Raw genomic sequence first — 16,752 nt, forward strand, 5'->3', positions numbered from 1 at the left:
TGGATGGCGGGGAGATCGACGGTTATGCGCATTCAGCGGCATTTCACGGTAGCAGGCGAAGACGCTTACGCGGGTCTGGAGTGGAAGACCACAACCAGTGAAATCCGCAACCCGGACGGCAGCATCGTCTTCAAGCTGGACCAGTTGGAAGTGCCGGCCTCCTGGTCGCAGGTCGCCGCCGATGTGCTGGCGCAGAAGTATTTCCGCCGCGCCGGCGTGCCGGTCGCCCTGAAGGCGGTCCCCGAAGAGGATGTGCCCGAATTCCTGTGGCGCCGCGAGCCCGATGCGGAGGCGTTGGAGGCTCTGCCGGAGAAAGACCGCACGACTCAGGAGATGAGCGGCCGCGAGGTGTTCGACCGGCTGGCCGGCACCTGGGCCTACTGGGGCTGGAAGGGCGGCTATTTCGATTCGGAAAACGACGCCCGCGCCTATTTCGACGAGATGCGCTTCATGCTGGCCGCTCAGGTGGCCGCCCCCAACTCGCCGCAATGGTTCAATACCGGCCTGCATTGGGCCTATGGCATCAATGGTCCGGCGCAGGGCCATTATTACGTCGATTACAAAACCGGCCAGCTCACCAAATCGACCTCGGCCTATGAGCATCCGCAGCCGCATGCCTGCTTCATCCAGTCGGTGCAGGACGACCTCGTCAACGAGGGCGGCATCATGGACCTCTGGGTGCGCGAGGCGCGCCTGTTCAAATACGGCTCCGGCACCGGCAGCAACTTCTCCAAGCTGCGCGGCGAAGGCGAAAAGCTGTCCGGCGGGGGCAAATCTTCGGGCCTGATGAGCTTTCTGAAGATCGGCGACCGCGCAGCCGGCGCCATCAAATCCGGAGGCACCACGCGGCGCGCCGCCAAGATGGTGATCTGCGACATCGATCATCCCGATATCGAGCAGTTCATCGACTGGAAGGTCATCGAGGAGCAGAAAGTCGCTGCCCTCGTCGCCGGCTCCAAGCTGGCCAACAAGCACCTCAATCTGATCATGCAGGCCTGTTCCCTAGGCAGCGGCGACGGCCGTTTCGATCCGAAGAAGAACGTCCAGCTGCGCCGCGAGATCGTTGCCGCCCGCAAGGCGATGATCCCGGAGAACTATATCCAGCGCGTCATCCAGTTCGCCAAGCAGGGCTATACCGAGATCGAGTTCCCCACCTACGACACCGACTGGGATTCGGAGGCCTATCTTTCCGTCTCCGGCCAGAACTCGAACAATTCGGTACGCGTCAGCGACGACTTCCTGCGTGCCGTGGAGAATGACGGCGACTGGTCGCTGATCCGCCGCATCGACGGAAAGCCGGCGAAGGTGCTGAAGGCGCGCCAGCTCTGGGAACATATCGGCTATGCCGCCTGGGCATCCGCCGATCCGGGCATTCAGTTCGATACCTCGATCAACGACTGGCATACCTGCCCGGCCGATGGCCGCATCAATGCGTCGAATCCGTGCTCGGAATACATGTTCCTGGACGATACGGCGTGCAATCTCGCCTCGCTGAATCTGATGTGCTTCCGCCAGGCGGACGGCAAGTTCGACGTCGAAGCCTTCGAACATGCCGTGCGGCTGTGGACGATCACGCTGGAAATCAGCGTCATGATGGCGCAGTTCCCCAGCCGCGAGATCGCCGAGCTGTCGTATAAGTTCCGCACGCTCGGCCTCGGCTACGCCAATCTCGGCGCCCTGCTCATGTCCTGCGGCCTGTCCTACGACTCGGATGCCGGGCGCGCGCTCTGCGGTGCCATCACGGCGGTGATGACCGGCGTCGCCTACGCCACCTCGGCGGAAATGGCCGGCGAACTCGGCGCATTCCCAGGCTATGCGCCGAATGCCGAGGACATGCTGCGCGTCATCCGCAATCATCGCCGCGCCGCGCAGGGCGATCATTTCGGCTATGAAGGCGTGACCACCCCGCCGGTGCCGCTCGATCATGCCAGTTGCCCGGACACCGCCTTGCTCACCGCCGCCGAACGGGCCTGGAACCGGGCCCTGGAATTGGGCCGGCAGCATGGCTATCGCAACGCCCAGGTCAGCGTCATCGCCCCGACCGGCACGATCGGTCTGGTGATGGACTGCGACACCACCGGCATCGAGCCGGACTTCGCGCTGGTGAAGTTCAAGAAGCTGGCGGGCGGCGGCTACTTCAAGATCATCAACCGCACGGTGCCGCTGGCGCTCAGGACGCTCGGCTACACCGATGCGGAGATCAAGGACATCGTCGACTATGCTGTCGGTCATGGCACCCTGGCCAATGCGCCGGGCATCAATCATCAGGCACTGAAGGCCAGGGGCTTCACCGACGAAGCCATCGCCAAGGCCGAGAAAGGCCTGCGTGGCGCGTTCGACATCAAGTTCGTGCTGAATCGCTGGACGCTGGGCGCCGATTTCTGCAAGAGCCTCGGCTTCACCGATGCCCAGCTCGACGATCCCGATTTCGACCTCCTGACCGCGCTCGGCTTCAAGGCCGAGGAGATCGCCGCGGCCAATCTCTATTGCTGCGGCGCCATGACGGTGGAAGGCGCACCGGGCCTGCGCGACGAGCATCTGCCGGTCTTTGACTGCGCCAATCCCTGCGGTAAGGACGGCACCCGCTTCCTGTCCGCGGAAAGCCATATCCGCATGATGGCCGCCGCCCAGCCGTTCATTACCGGCGCGATCTCCAAGACCATCAACATGCCGAACCTCGCCAGCGTCGAGGATTGCAAGCAGGCCTACATGCTGGCCTGGAAGCTCGGCTGCAAGGCCATCGCGCTCTACCGCGACGGCTCGAAACTGTCGCAGCCGCTGCAGGCGCAGGTGCTGGAAGACGATGCAGAGGATGCCGAAAGCATCGCCGAGCAGGTAGCCGAGGCGCCGGCGGCGGCTCGGGCGCAGATCATCGCCGAGCGCATCGTCGAGAAGCATATTGCCGGCCGGCAGAAGCTGCCGCTGCGCCGCAAGGGTTACACCCAGAAGGCCATCGTCGGCGGGCACAAGGTCTACCTGCGCACCGGCGAATACGATGACGGCAAGCTGGGCGAGATTTTCATCGACATGCACAAGGAGGGCGCCGCCTTCCGCAGCCTGATGAACAACTTCGCCATCGCCATCTCCATCGGCCTGCAATACGGCGTGCCGCTCGAGGAATTCGTCGACGCCTTCACCTTCACCCGCTTCGAACCTTCGGGCATGGTGGAAGGCAACGACGTCATCAAGATGGCGACATCCATCCTCGACTACGTCTTCCGCGAACTGGCGATCAGCTATCTCGGCCGCACCGACCTCGCCCATGTGCAGCCGGAAGATCTGCGCCATGACGCGCTCGGTGCCAAGCAGGCGCCGCTGAAGGAGGTCGGAAAGGTCGACGAGGTAATCAAGGTCGCTTCCACCGGCTATATCCGCTCCAATCTCTATGTGCTGAAAGGTGGCCAGAAGCGCGAGGCGGCGGCGGAATTGCAGGCAACCGGCACCGATGGCCCCGCCATGACGATGACGGCGAGCGAACCGGCCACGGTTACGGTTGGCGCCACGTCCAAGGTGATGGAGCGCATCGCCGAAGCCCGCATGAAGGGTTACGAAGGCGACGCCTGCCCCGAATGCGGCAACTTCACCCTGGTACGCAACGGCACCTGCCTGAAATGCGACAGCTGCGGCAGCACGACGGGCTGCAGCTGATCGCCGCGTAAAAGTTCTCTCCTCCAGAGGAAACCCCGGCCTCCAGAATCGGAGACCGGGGTTTACTTCTTTCGGGACTAGGTTTCAAAGACAACCGCTCGCGCAATCCGACGCTATACTGCAACAGCCCTGCACACCGGACCGGAGCTAGAATCATGGCCGACCAGACCGATGAAGCGCGCTATCGCACGAATTTTCAGGACGAAATCGATGGTGCCCGGCTTTACCGGGCATTGTCCGAGGCCGAGCCTAATGCCGACATCGCCAAGGTCTATGCCAAACTAGCCGCCATCGAAGAGGCCCATGCCGAAGTCTGGCGCAAGCAGCTCGCCGCCATGGGCAAGAAAATCCGCCGCCCGAAGCCCGGCTGGCGCACGCAGGCGCTCAGTTTTCTGGCGCGCCGTTTCGGCCCTGCTTTCGTCCTGCCGGTGATCACCGGGCTCGAGCGCGCCGACAGCAGCAAGTACGACAACCAGCTCGAAGCCATCGCCGACGGCCTGCCGCAAGCCGAACGCTCGCACGCGCGAATCCTGCAGGCAATCGGCAGCAGCACGCCGGGCGGCCTGCCTGGCTCGGTACTGGGCCGCCTTGAGGGGCGGCATCGTTCCGGCGGCAACGCCTTGCGGGCGGCCGTGCTCGGGGCGAATGACGGCCTGGTGTCCAATCTGTCGCTGGTAATGGGTGTCGCCGGCGCCGCGGTCGAAAACTGGACGCTGCTCGTGACAGGCCTGGCCGGACTGATCGCCGGTGCCTGTTCGATGGCGATGGGCGAATGGCTCTCGGTCAACAGCGCCCGCGAATTGTATCAGTCGCAGATCGAGACCGAGGCTGCCGAACTGGAACAGGCTCCGGACGAAGAGAAGGAGGAGATTACTCTCATTTACCAGGCCAAGGGCCTGCCCGAGAGCGAAGCGAGGCGCCTGGCCGAGCAGATGATGTCGAATAAGAAGACGGCGCTGGATACGCTGATCCGGGAAGAGCTCAATATCGATCCCGACGATCTTGGCGGATCAGCCTGGACGGCGGCGGCAACTTCGTTCGGGCTGTTCTCCTTCGGCGCGATCTTCCCGCTGCTCGGCTTCATTTTCTTTTCCGGCGATACGGCCATCCTGGCCGGCCTCGGCGCCAGCGCCGTCGCGCTGTTCGGCATCGGCGCCGGCACCAGCCTGTTCACCGGCCGAGGCCTGCTTTTCTCCGGGCTGCGTCAATTGATGATCGGCCTGGGCTCGGCGGCGATCACCTACGGCATCGGCAAGCTGATCGGCGTCAGCATAGCGGGCTGAGGGCCGCGAATATCATCCCTGCCCGAAAGCCAGCTTGAGCGCCACGCCCATCTCGGCCAGGGCCTGGCCGGCCTGCGGGATCACCCGGCCCATGGTGATGAAGCCGTGGATCTGGCCTTCGAATTCGCGGAAGACGACCGGCACGCCGGCCTTTCTGAGGGCCATCGCATAAGCCTCGCCCTCGTCGCGCAGCGGATCGTTGCCGGCAACCAGCACATAGGCCGGCGGCACCCCTTTCAGGCTCTTGGCCAGAATGGGAGACGCCCGCCAATCCTCACGATCTGCGGGGCCGTTCAGGTATTGCTCCTGGAACCAATCCATCGACGGCCGCGTCAGCAGATGGCCTTCGCCATACCTGCGATGGCTTTCGGTGTTCATGTGCATGTCGGTCGCCGGATAGATCAGGAGCTGATAGGCGATCGCCGGCACGCCCTTCATGTCCCGCGCCATCAGCGCAACCACCGTCGCCAAGTTGCCGCCCGCGGAATCGCCGCCGACGGCCAGCCGCTTGGGGTCGATGCGAAGCTGCCGGGCCTCTTCCGCGACCCATTTCCCCGCTGCATAGGCATCTTCCACCGCCGCGGGAAACTTGAATTCCGGCCCCATCCGGTAATCCACCGACACGACGGCACAGCGCCCCTCGTTGCAGAGCGTCCGGCAGACCACATCATGCGTATCGAGATCGCCGATCACCCAGCCGCCGCCGTGATAATAGACCAGGGCGGGCAGCACTTCCTTCTTCTCGACATCGGCAGGCCGATAGTAGCGCAGCGGGATCGGGCCGTTCGGTCCAGGGGCCGCGATGTTGTCGAGCTCGGAAATCTCCGGCGGCTCCGGCGTGACCGCAGCACGGGTCTCCTTGTAGAGCTTGCGGGCCTCGGCCGGCGTCAGCGTCGAATATTCCGGACGATTGGCGGCCTTGATCGCATCCAGAACGGCTTTGGCTTCTTTATCGAGCATGGGCAGGCTTCTTCTCGTTGTGGGTCAACCCAAGACCGGAAACAGGCCCCGCAACCCATCGGCAAAGATTTGAACAGCCAGCGCGGCCAGCAGCAAGCCGAAAATGCGATTGACGATGTTCAAACCTGTTTGACCGAGCCTCCGGCCAATCGGCTCCGCCAGCTTGAGAGAAAGCCAAACCGCCAGGCAGATCAGCGCGATGACGCCAACGCTGATCCCCTTGTGCAGCAGCGCGCTCTCGCGCTGCATATGGATGATTGTCGCGGAAATCGCACCCGGCCCGACCAGCAGAGGCATTGCCAACGGCACGACGCCGACAGCACCACGCTCTCCGGCCTCGGCCTCTTCTTCCGGCGTGTGCTGCTGCGGACTGATCTTGGCATTGATCATGCTGAGCGCCATCAGAAGTAGCACGATACTGCCGCCGACCTGAAAAGCAGGCAGGCTCGCGCCAATCAGACGCAATATCAGATCGCCGGAAAAGCCGGCCACTACCAGAATGATGAACACCGCCAGGGCGGTCACTCGCGCGGTGCCGGCCTGTTTAAGGCGCGAATGCCCGGCCGTCAGCAGCAGGAAGATCGGAATCGCCGCAAAGGGATCCAGGATGAAAAACAGCGTGGCGGCGAAACGAACATATTCAAGGAGATCGAGCATGATCGTTTCGCCGGTGCCTTATGGCTGCTTCTTCTCGGCCGAGTCTTTCGACTCCTGCGGAGCGACAACGCGGATATGCAGTTCGCGAAGCTGCTTCATCGTCACCTCGCTGGGCGCCTGCATCATAAGATCCTGCGCCTGCTGGTTCATCGGGAACAGAACGACCTCGCGGATATTCGGCTCGTCCGCCAGCAGCATGACGATGCGATCGATGCCCGGAGCGATGCCACCGTGCGGCGGCGCGCCGTATTTGAACGCATTCAGCATGCCGCCGAACTTGCCCTCCACCACTTCGGGGCCGTAGCCGGCAATCTCGAATGCCCGGTACATGATCTCGGGCTTATGATTGCGGATGGCGCCGGACGACAGTTCAACGCCGTTGCAGACGATATCGTACTGGAAGGCGAGGATATCGAGCGGATCCTTGCTGTTCAGCGCTTCGAGGCCGCCCTGCGGCATCGAGAAAGGATTGTGACTGAAGTCGATCTTCTTTTCGTCCTCGTTGTACTCGAACATCGGAAAATCGACGATCCAGCAGAACTTGAAGACGTTCTTCTCGCAGATGTCCAGTTCGTCGCCGATGCGAAGGCGCGCCTGACCGGCCAGCTTGGCAGCGGCGGCCTCCTTGTCGCAGGCGAAGAAGATGGCATCGCCATCCTTCACGTTGCCGAGCTGCTTCAGCTTGGCGACGCGATCGGCGTCGAGGAACTTGGCGATCGGGCCTTTCGCTTCGCCATTGTCGAAAATGATGTAGCCCAGGCCCGCCGCGCCTTCCTGGCGCGCCCAGTCGTTCATCTTGTCGAAGAAGCTGCGCGGACGCGACGCGGCCCCCGGCGCGGGAATGCCGCGCACCACGGCGCCGTTTTCGATATTGCGCGCGAAGACGCCAAAGCCGGACCCGCGGAACACCTCGGTCACATCGGCCAGAATGATCGGATTGCGCAGGTCCGGCTTGTCGGAGCCGTATTTCAGCATCGCTTCGCGGAACGGGATGCGCGGGAAATCCTTGGGGCCGCAATCCCGGCCGTTGGCGAATTCCTGGAATACGCCGTGGATCACCGGGCCGACGGCATTGAAGACGTCGTCCTGCTCGACGAAGCTCATCTCGACGTCGAGCTGATAGAACTCACCCGGGCTGCGGTCCTTGCGCGCATCTTCGTCGCGGAAGCAGGGCGCGATCTGAAAGTAACGATCGAAACCCGAAACCATGATGAGCTGCTTGAACTGCTGCGGTGCCTGGGGCAACGCATAGAACTTGCCTGGATGCAGGCGGCTCGGCACCAGGAAGTCGCGCGCGCCCTCCGGCGACGAAGCCGTCAGGATCGGCGTCTGGAATTCCATGAAACCCTGCTCGGTCATGCGGCGGCGGATCGACGAGATCACCTTCGAGCGCAGTACGATATTGTTGTGCAGCCGCTCGCGCCGCAGATCGAGGAAGCGGTATTTGAGGCGTATCTCTTCCGGATATTCCTGCTCGCCGAAAACCGGCATCGGCAGTTCCTGGGCCTCGCCCAGCACTTCGATCGAGGCGACCACCACCTCGACATTGCCGGTCGGCAGATTGGGGTTCACTGTCTCCGGCGTGCGCGCCACCACCTTGCCGGTGATGCTGACCACATATTCGGAGCGCAGGCTTTCCATCTGCTTGAAGGCTTCCGAGCCGCTTTCCGCCACGCATTGCGTGATCCCGTAATGGTCGCGCAGGTCGATGAACAGCAGATTGCCGTGATCGCGCTTGCGGTGAACCCAGCCGGCAAGCTTGACCTCGCTGCCGACATGCTCGGCGCGCAGTTGTCCACAGGTATGCGTGCGGTAACGGGACATGGGGAACCTTTGAAATCTCTCTGAAAACCCGGGGAAATCGGGGGCGAACAGGCCCTGTCGGGCCGGGAAAGTCAAGGCCGATCCTAGCGGAAAATCCGCCTCCGGGATACCGGCGGGGCATTGGGCTGGCCGGCTTGGCATGCTAAGAGGCAAACGTCATGCGTGCCGATCCCAGCCCCATTACCACCACCGACGAACTCGCCCGTTTCTGCGCCTCGCTGTCCGCGGTCTCCTACGTGACCGTCGACACCGAATTCATGCGGGAAACCACCTACTGGCCGAAGGTCTGCCTGATCCAGTTGGCCGGACCGGAGGAGGCCCGGGTGATCGATCCGCTGGCCGAAGGCCTGTCGCTCGAGCCGCTCTTCGAGCTGCTGCGCAACCAAGGCGTGCTCAAGGTGTTCCATGCCGCGCGGCAGGACCTCGAGATCTTTACCAAGCATATGGGCGAGGTGCCGGCGCCGCTGTTCGACACCCAGGTCGCCGCCATGGTCTGCGGCTTCGGCGACCAGGTCTCCTACGAGCAGCTCGCCACCAAGCTGGCCAATGGCCAGATCGACAAATCCTCGCGCTTTACCGACTGGGCCCGGCGGCCGCTGACCGAGAAGCAAATCCGCTATGCCCTGTCGGATGTGACCTACCTGCGCAAGATCTACGACAAGCTCAGCCAGCGCCTGCAGAAAAACGGCCGTGCCGACTGGCTGAAGGAAGAGATGGCGATCCTGGCCGATCCGGCGACCTATGACTTGCCGCCGGAGAATATGTGGCGCCGGCTCAAGCCGCGCACGACCAAGCCGGAATATCTGGCCGTGCTGCAAGCCGCCGCCGCCTGGCGCGAACTCGAAGCCCGCAAGCGCGACCTGCCCCGCCAGCGCATCCTGCGCGACGAAAGCGTCATGGAGATTGCCGCCCATCCGCCGAAAACCGCAGAAGATCTGGAACGCATGCGCGGCCTGTCCAAAGGCTTTGCCGAGGGCAAGATGGGCCAGAGCCTGCTTGCCGCCATCGCCGCCAGACTGGCGGAGCCGCGCGAGACCTGGCCGGTGCTGGAGCGCGAGCCCGAGCTGCCGCGCGGCATCGGACCCTTGGTGGAACTGCTCAAGGTTCTGCTCAAAATGAAATGCGACGACAACGACGTCGCGCAGAAACTGGTCGCCTCTTCGGCCGATCTCGACAAGATTGCGGCCGACGATAATGCCGACGTCCCTGCCCTGCATGGCTGGCGCCGCGAGGTTTTCGGCGAAGATGCCCTGCGGCTCAAGCGCGGCGAACTGGCGCTTGCCGCTCAGGGCGGCAGGATCAAGCTGGTGCCGTTGAAAGCCTAGCGCGCCTTCCCGATCCGCACCTCGCCGATGCGGCCGATCGCCTTGCCCAGAGCCTCGAGCCGGCGCTGCACCGACTCGCCAAACAAGGCCGCGTGCTGCGCCGGGATTTCCAGCAGCAGGCCGTTACCGTTCAGCCGCAGCTTGCAGTCGCCCAGGATGCCTGGCACGCCGCCGGACAGCGTCTGGCCCAGACGGATCGCCAGCCCCACGCGCTGGGCGTAATCGAGATCTTCCTGGCTGAGCAACTGCGCGGCCGGGGCGGCGGCAGGATCGCTTGCGCTGCCGGTATAACGGGCGAAGACCGTGAGCGCCAGCAATGCACGCTCGGCCTGGGTGATGGCACCGAAGGGGGCATGCAGAATGATGCCGAGCGATTGTTCGCCGCGGTAATCGGGATGCACCCGCCAGGCGGTATCGGCGAGGACGGCGGCAGCCAGCCGGATACGCCGCCGCTCCGGCGGATCGCGATCGAATAGCGGTGCGATGAAGCGGTCGATCTCGGCGCCATGCTCGCCGAAGCGGCTCTCCCGCTCCGCCATATGGACGCAAAACGACAAGAGCGGATCGTCGCCGCGCTGCTGTTCGCTCAAGAGCGCATAAGCCAGGCCCTCGCGCAGGCCGTTGGCGGAAAAAACCACATCCTTGGGTTCGAGCACCTTGAGCAGGCGCCGCATGACCAGCGCCGCCAGCGGCAACGCGTCCTGGCGCCGGCGCGGCACGCCCTGCACCCGGACCAGCGAATCCTTGCTCTGCTTGGCCAGAAGCCGGGCGAAGTCCCCTGCTTCGCTGCGGCTCAGCGTATACTGATGGATGATATGCAGCGGCGAATGCTTCTGCGCCATATGGACGCGGGCGATCGCCCGCCAGGAGCCGCCGACAGCGTAAAGCGACCTGCCCTTCCATTTCTTGAGCCAGCCGACCTCGGCAATCTTCTCGTCGATATAGGCTTTGACGACGCCGTAGGAGCCGAGATTGGCGATGCGCAGCGGTCCGAGCGGCAGGGTCACGCTGTCGCCCAGCTTATGGCCGTCGACCGCCACCAGTTCGAGGCTGCCGCCGCCGAGATCGCCCATGACGCCGCAGGCTTCGGGAATGCCGGACAATACGCCATAGGCCGAGTAGGTCGCCTCTTCCTCGCCGGAGAGGATACGGACCCTCTCGCCGGTATCGCGCTCAATCTGCGCCACGAACTCGGCGCCGTTGCTGGCATCGCGGACTGCGGCGGTGGCGACGATCTGCAACTTGCGCACCTTCATGCTGCGCGCCAGGGCGACAAAGCGCCGGATTGCCGTCACCGCAAGGGCGGCACCGTCGCGATTCAATGCTCCCGTCTCGCTCAAGCCACGGCCGATGCCGCACAGCACTTTTTCGTTGAACATCGGAGTCGGCAGCCGCAGCGGTTCGCCGAACACCACCAGTCGGACCGAATTCGATCCGACATCGATGACGCCAAATGGCAGAATAGCCTGAACGGTAGAGACTTTGGGCAACGATTGTGCGACGGCCATCCTAGCCTATCTTCCACTGCAGACGCGGAATCGATTCCGGCTTCTTCAAAGCCTTGCCGCGGCCGGACAGGCTGGGGTTAGTCATGAAGTAGGTATGTGCGCTGAAGGCGTCCGGATCGCTCGAGGCCCGGACATATTTGTCGTCGGAGCCAAGATACCAGCTTTGCGCCTGATCCTTCAGGTTGGCGACCATGATCTGATCCAGGATCTGCTCATGCACGGTCGGATTCTGGATCGGCACCAGCACTTCAACGCGGCGGTCGAAATTGCGCTGCATCCAGTCGGCCGAGGAGATGAACACCTTCGCTTCGGGCGAAGGCAGGCCATGGCCCGCGCCGAAGCAGACGATGCGCGAATGCTCGAGGAACCGGCCGATCAGGCTTTTGACCCGGATCGTCTCGCTCAGTCCCGGCACGCCCGGCCGCAGGCAGCATATGCCGCGCACCACCAGGTCGATCTGCACGCCGGCCTGGCTTGCCTGGTAAAGCGCATCGATCACCACCGGATCGACCAAGCTGTTCATCTTGGCCCAGATCGCCGCCGGCCGGCCGGCCTCGGCATGCTCGATCTCCTCGTTGATGAGCGCGAGCAGGCGCGGCCGCAAGGTGTAAGGCGAGATCGCCACCTTCTTCAGGTTTTCCGGCGCGGCGTATCCGGTAAGGAAGTTGAACAGGCAGGTTGCGTCGTGGCACAGCGCCGGATCGTCCGTGAAGAAGCTGAGATCGGTATAAACGCGCGCCGTATACGGGTGATAGTTGCCGGTGCCGAAATGCGCGTAGGTATTGAGCTGGCCGCCCTCGCGGCGGATCACCAGCGAAATCTTGGCATGCGTCTTCAACTCGATGAAGCCGTAGACCACCTGCACGCCGGCGCGCTCCAGATCGCGTGCCCATTTGATATTGGCGGCCTCGTCGAAACGCGCCTTCAGCTCGACCAGGGCGGTTACCGACTTGCCGGCTTCGGCCGCCTCGATCAGGGTGCGCACGATCGGGCTGTCATCCGAGGTGCGGTACAGCGTCTGCTTGATCGCCACCACCTGCGGATCGGCCGCTGCCTGGCGCAGGAACTGCACCACCACGTCGAAGCTTTCATAGGGGTGGTGGACGACGATGTCCTTGTGACGGATCGCCGCAAAGCAATCACCGCCGAAATCGCGGATGCGTTCCGGGAAGCGCGGGCTGAAGGGCGGGAATTTCAGCTCCGGCAGGTCGTCCACGATCAGCTTCTTGGTATCGGCCAGGCCGAGCAGGCCCTCGACCAGCACCACCGCCTCCGGGCTGACGCCAAGTTCCTCGCAGACGAACTTCTTCAGGTCGTCCGGCATGTCGTGGTTGATCTTCAGCCGGATGACATTGCCCCGGCGGCGGCGCTTGAGCGCGGTCTCGAACAGGCGGACCAGATCTTCCGCCTCCTCCTCGATCTCGATGTCGCTGTCGCGGGTGATGCGGAACAGGCCGGCCCCAAGAATCTCATAGCCGGGAAACAGCTTGCTGAGGAACAAGCCGACCAGATTCTCCAGGGACAGGAAGCGGATGCCATCGCCCGGCAGGCGGGTGAAGCGCTCGACCTGGCTGGGCAGCGGCAGCAGCGCATTCAGACTGCGGCCATCCCGCATCCGCCGCATCTGCATCACCATCGCGAAACCGAGATTGGGGATGAACGGGAAAGGATGCGCCGGGTCGATCGCCAGCGGCGTGAGCACCGGGAAGACATGGGCGAGGAAATAATCCTCCAGCCAGCGCCGGTCTTCGGCCGTCAGCTGGTGCGGCTCCAGCACCTGGATGCCGGCGGCGGCCAGTTCGACGCTGAGCGAGCGCCAGCAGGCCTGCTGCTTGCGCATCAGATCGCCGGCAGCCTCGGTAATCCGCGCCAGTTGCTGGGCGGGGGTCAGGCCGTCCTGGCTCGGCTCCTCGATGCCGGCGCGGATCTGACCATGCAGGCCGGCGACGCGGACCATGAAGAATTCGTCGAGATTGTTAGCCGAAATCGAGAGGAAGCGCAGCCGCTCGAGCAGCGGATAACGCTTGTTGTTGGCTTCCTCCATGACGCGCAGATTGAAGGCGAGCCAGGATAATTCGCGGTTGATATAGCGCTCGCGCGGACTGAGCGTGATCGCCGGCCGCGCCAAGGGGGCCCCAGCGGGGGCAGCGGTCTGGAGACTATCGGCCAATTGCTGCATATCTCTGCCTCTGTCGCTCCCGGCCGCCTGTCCGGGCCATTGGCCGGTCGACGCCTCGGGTATAGGTCCTAACCACCCTTTATGTCAAAGCGGCGGCAGCCTCGCGGGCGGATCTGATCAAGGATAACTCCATGCTTCTGTTATGGCTTTTGCGGCATGCCAAGTCGGCCTGGGACGATCCGGAGCGGGACGATTTCTCCCGCCCCCTAAGCCCACACGGTAAAAGGGCCTGCCGCCTGCTCGCCCGCCATATCGCCGAGCGCGGCCTGCGGCCCGACCTCGTCCTCTGCTCGCCGGCGGTGCGGGCCCGGCAAACCTGGGAGGGGGTGGCCAAAGGGCTGGCCGGCGACGACCGGAGGCCGATGGCCGAAATCCGCTTCGAGCCCTCCCTTTACATGGCCGCGCCGCCGACCCTGCTGGCGTTGGTCCGCGCGGTGCCGGCCATTTGCCGCAAGGTTATGCTGATCGGCCACAATCCAGGTTTGGAGGACTTCGCCCGGCAACTGACCGGCAGCGCGGACCGCGACACCCTGCTCCGGCTCGCCAGCAAATATCCGACCGGCGCTCTGGCCGAACTGACCTTTCCGGTCGAAAGCTGGAGCCAGATCGGGCCAGGCGGCGGCTTTCTGGCCAGCCTCACGGCGCCAAGAGAAATAGAATCTAAATAAAACAGCTACTTATGAGGATTTATTGATGTCATTTGCAGGATTAAGCCAATGGAAGCCAGTTCAGCCCATTCCTATCCCTCGGCCACCTCCGGCCGCTTGGCATAGCGGCGGGCCAAAGCGGCGCAGACCATCAGCTGGATCTGGTGGAACAGCATCAGCGGCAGCACCGCCAGGCTGACCGAACCGCCGGCGAAGAGCACGGTGGCCATCGGCAGGCCGGTGGCGAGGCTTTTCTTGGAGCCGCAGAAGACGATGGTGATTTCGTCTTCCTTGTTGAAACGGAAGAGACGGGCCGTCAGCGTAGTGAGACTGAGCGCCACCGCCAGCAGCGCACAGCAGACAATCAACAGCATGCCGAGATCCAGCCATTCGAGCTGCTGCCACATGCCGCTGACCATGCCCTCGCTGAACGCCGCGTAAACGACCAGCAGGATCGAGCCGCGATCGACATAGCTGAGCAATCTCTTCTGCCGCTCCACCCAGCGCGCGGTCAGCGGACGGCTGAGTTGCCCCACCAGGAACGGCACGAGGAGCTGCAGCACGATCTTTTCGATGCTGGAGGCCGAAATCTGTACGTTGCCCTCGCTCTGCAGCAGCAGACCGACCAGCAGCGGGGTGATGATGATGCCAAGCAGGCTGGACAGCGAAGCGCTGCAGATCGCCGCCGCGACATTGCCGCGCGCGATCGAGGTGAAGGCAATCGAGGACTGCACCGTGGACGGCAAAGCGCAGAGGAAAATGATGCCGACATAAAGCTGGGTCGGGATCACCTGCGGCACCAATGGCATCAGCGCCAGCCCCAGCAGCGGAAACATGGCGAAGGTGGCCAGCACCACGACGAGATGCAGACGCCAATGCTTGGCGCCGGCCCAGGCCGCCTGCGGGGATAGCCGGGCGCCATACAGGAAAAACAGCAGGGCGATGATGGCCACGATGGCCTGCGACAGGCCATCCGCCACTGCGCCGCGCGCGGGAATCACGGCAGCGGTGGCGGCGGTGAGGACAATGGCCAGGACATAGCCGTCGACCGGCAGGCGGATTTTGGCAGCCACGGGAATCCTTAAATTGTTTGATTCGGGGAGGCGACAGGGCGCGGCATCATCCCGGGTCGGCCGCTTGTATGCAATGCTTGGGTATATAAAAAGTCGTCGTTCGACGATAATCGAACCCTAGCCCTACTCTCTTCGGCGCTTTTTTGATCATTGGTATAGTCAATCAGTCTGATCAGAATAATCTGTTTTCTCGTATTGCCTGCCCTATATAAACTGCAAATCGTTCGCAATTAGGGGCGACGAAAACGCCATGTCGAGTCTCGTCACCGCCATCACGCTCGGTCGGGCCGGCTTTTCTCAACCAGGCCTGCGCCAGACGCTGCGACGGCTGGTCGGCCCCGGCCTGCTAGTCGCCGTCGGCTATATCGACCCGGGCAACTGGGCTACCGACATCGCTGGCGGCACCGGCTTCGGCTACAGCCTGCTGGCCGTGGTGGTGATCTCCAGCCTGCTGGCGATGGCAATCCAATCGTTGGTCGTCCGCGTCACGGTGGCGACCGGCGAAGACCTTGCCAGCCTGACTGGCCGCCTCCTGCCCCGCCCCGTCGCTGTGCTGTCCTGGGCGGCCGGCGAGGCCGCCATTCTGGCAACAGCCCTGGCCGAACTGGTCGGCGGCGCCATCGCGCTGCGCCTGCTATTCGCGCTGCCGCTGCAGGCCGGCCTGGCGGTGACGGCCCTGGGCACCATCGCCGTGATGCTGGTCTCCAGGGGCCATGCCGGCCTGCAGGAAAAGCTGGTCAATCTGCTGATCGCCGTCGTCGCGCTGTCTTTCGTGGCCCTGCTGATCGCGGCCAGGCCGGATGCCGGCGCAATGGTGCGCGATGTCGCCCATGCGGCGCCGCTGCTGCTCCAGGATCATGGCGCCTTGCTGATCAGCCTCGGCATCCTGGGCGCCACCATCATGCCACATAACCTGTATCTGCATTCCGGGCTGCTGGCAGAACGGCTGCGCGACATGCCGGGGCCGACCCGGGGCGCCGCAGGCGCGGCGCTGCGCACGGCCACCGGCGATACGGTGCTGTCGCTGTCGCTCGCGATGCTGGTCAACGGCGCCATCCTGGTGGTCGCCGCCGCCTCGCTGACCGGCGGCACCGTCGCAATCGCCAGCCTGGACGAGGCGCATGAGGCGATGCGGCTGGTTCTTGGCGGCGCAATGGCGACCGTCTTCGCGACCGCACTCTATGCCGCCGGGCAATCCTCGGCGATTACCGGCGTGCTGGCCGGCCGCATACTGACGCGCGGCTTCCGCGGCCGGGAAAGCCGGACCTGGCTGCGCGGCATCATCACCCGCGTGATCGCGGTCGCCATCGGTTTCGTCCTGACGACGCAACGCGGCGGCGAAAGCCCGGATACGCTGCTGGTGCTGAGCCAGGTGGTGCTGTCGCTCGCGCTGCCTTTCGCACTGGTGCCGCTGGTGGCAATTGCCGCCCGCCGGCAGGTGATGGGCCGTTTCGCTCTCCATCCCGCCGCCGTGCTGGCGGCGGCCGCAATCACCGCGCTGATCGTCGGGCTCGATCTCTACCTGCTGCGGGCTGCCATCGCCGGATGACGATTTGCGGGATGCGGAAAATCGGCCCCGGCTTTCGCAGGCGGCTATACGCAGCTATACTCGACGCATTCCGGATCTCAACGCAGCCGGCCCGTTTCA

At 63.9% G+C, this 16,752-nt stretch carries 11 protein-coding genes; 5 read left to right on the top strand and 6 right to left on the bottom strand.

The window, feature by feature from the left end; genetic code table 11:
- Window positions 1-24: 24 nt before the first annotated feature.
- Window positions 25-3,648, top strand: a complete 3,624-nt coding sequence (locus tag VF194_RS00840; RefSeq protein ID WP_330887064.1) for a vitamin B12-dependent ribonucleotide reductase — start codon at window positions 25-27, stop codon at window positions 3,646-3,648.
- A gap of 155 nt (window positions 3,649-3,803) precedes the next feature.
- Window positions 3,804-4,931, top strand: coding sequence for a VIT1/CCC1 transporter family protein (locus VF194_RS00845; RefSeq protein WP_330887066.1), 1,128 nt, complete (start codon window positions 3,804-3,806; stop codon window positions 4,929-4,931).
- Between the two features lie 12 nt (window positions 4,932-4,943).
- Here the strand turns inward: VF194_RS00845 and VF194_RS00850 are convergent, their stop codons facing one another.
- Genes VF194_RS00850 through aspS form a run of 3 tightly spaced genes read right to left on the bottom strand, consistent with a single transcriptional unit; the run spans window position 4,944 to window position 8,372 of the window.
- The gene (locus VF194_RS00850) at window positions 4,944-5,891 is read right to left on the bottom strand and encodes an alpha/beta hydrolase (RefSeq protein WP_330887068.1); all 948 of its coding nucleotides are present in this window, start codon (window positions 5,889-5,891) and stop codon (window positions 4,944-4,946) included.
- Between the two features lie 24 nt (window positions 5,892-5,915).
- Window positions 5,916-6,548 (bottom strand): MarC family protein, encoded by a 633-nt coding sequence (locus VF194_RS00855; protein WP_330887070.1) that lies wholly within the window; start codon window positions 6,546-6,548, stop codon window positions 5,916-5,918.
- Between the two features lie 18 nt (window positions 6,549-6,566).
- Window positions 6,567-8,372, bottom strand: coding sequence for an aspartate--tRNA ligase (aspS, locus tag VF194_RS00860; RefSeq protein ID WP_330887072.1), 1,806 nt, complete (start codon window positions 8,370-8,372; stop codon window positions 6,567-6,569).
- Between the two features lie 158 nt (window positions 8,373-8,530).
- On the opposite strand from aspS, the gene rnd reads away from it, so the two are divergent.
- Entirely contained in the window at window positions 8,531-9,697 is a 1,167-nt protein-coding gene (gene rnd, locus VF194_RS00865; RefSeq protein WP_330887074.1) for a ribonuclease D, read from the top strand.
- On the opposite strand, the gene VF194_RS00870 is transcribed toward rnd, so the two are convergent.
- Both VF194_RS00870 and VF194_RS00875 read right to left on the bottom strand, forming a co-directional pair.
- The gene (locus tag VF194_RS00870; RefSeq protein WP_330887077.1) at window positions 9,694-11,205 is read right to left on the bottom strand and encodes a Ppx/GppA family phosphatase; all 1,512 of its coding nucleotides are present in this window, start codon (window positions 11,203-11,205) and stop codon (window positions 9,694-9,696) included. The genes rnd and VF194_RS00870 overlap by 4 nt on opposite strands.
- A 1-nt stretch (window position 11,206) precedes the next feature.
- Entirely contained in the window at window positions 11,207-13,384 is a 2,178-nt protein-coding gene (locus VF194_RS00875) for an RNA degradosome polyphosphate kinase (protein WP_330887079.1), read from the bottom strand.
- A gap of 131 nt (window positions 13,385-13,515) precedes the next feature.
- On the opposite strand from VF194_RS00875, the gene VF194_RS00880 reads away from it, so the two are divergent.
- Window positions 13,516-14,052 carry a histidine phosphatase family protein gene (locus VF194_RS00880; RefSeq protein WP_330887081.1) on the top strand — a complete coding sequence of 179 codons (537 nt, stop codon included), beginning with the start codon at window positions 13,516-13,518 and terminating at the stop codon, window positions 14,050-14,052.
- Between the two features lie 71 nt (window positions 14,053-14,123).
- On the opposite strand, the gene VF194_RS00885 is transcribed toward VF194_RS00880, so the two are convergent.
- On the bottom strand, window positions 14,124-15,104 hold the full coding sequence (locus VF194_RS00885) for a bile acid:sodium symporter family protein (protein ID WP_330887083.1): 981 nt from the start codon (window positions 15,102-15,104) through the stop codon (window positions 14,124-14,126).
- Between the two features lie 250 nt (window positions 15,105-15,354).
- Between VF194_RS00885 and VF194_RS00890 the strand changes: the two genes are divergently transcribed.
- Window positions 15,355-16,653 carry an Nramp family divalent metal transporter gene (locus tag VF194_RS00890; RefSeq protein ID WP_330887085.1) on the top strand — a complete coding sequence of 433 codons (1,299 nt, stop codon included), beginning with the start codon at window positions 15,355-15,357 and terminating at the stop codon, window positions 16,651-16,653.
- Window positions 16,654-16,752: the final 99 nt, after the last annotated feature.

Source organism: Ferrovibrio sp. (genome assembly GCF_036381655.1).
GTDB lineage: Bacteria > Pseudomonadota > Alphaproteobacteria > Ferrovibrionales > Ferrovibrionaceae > Ferrovibrio.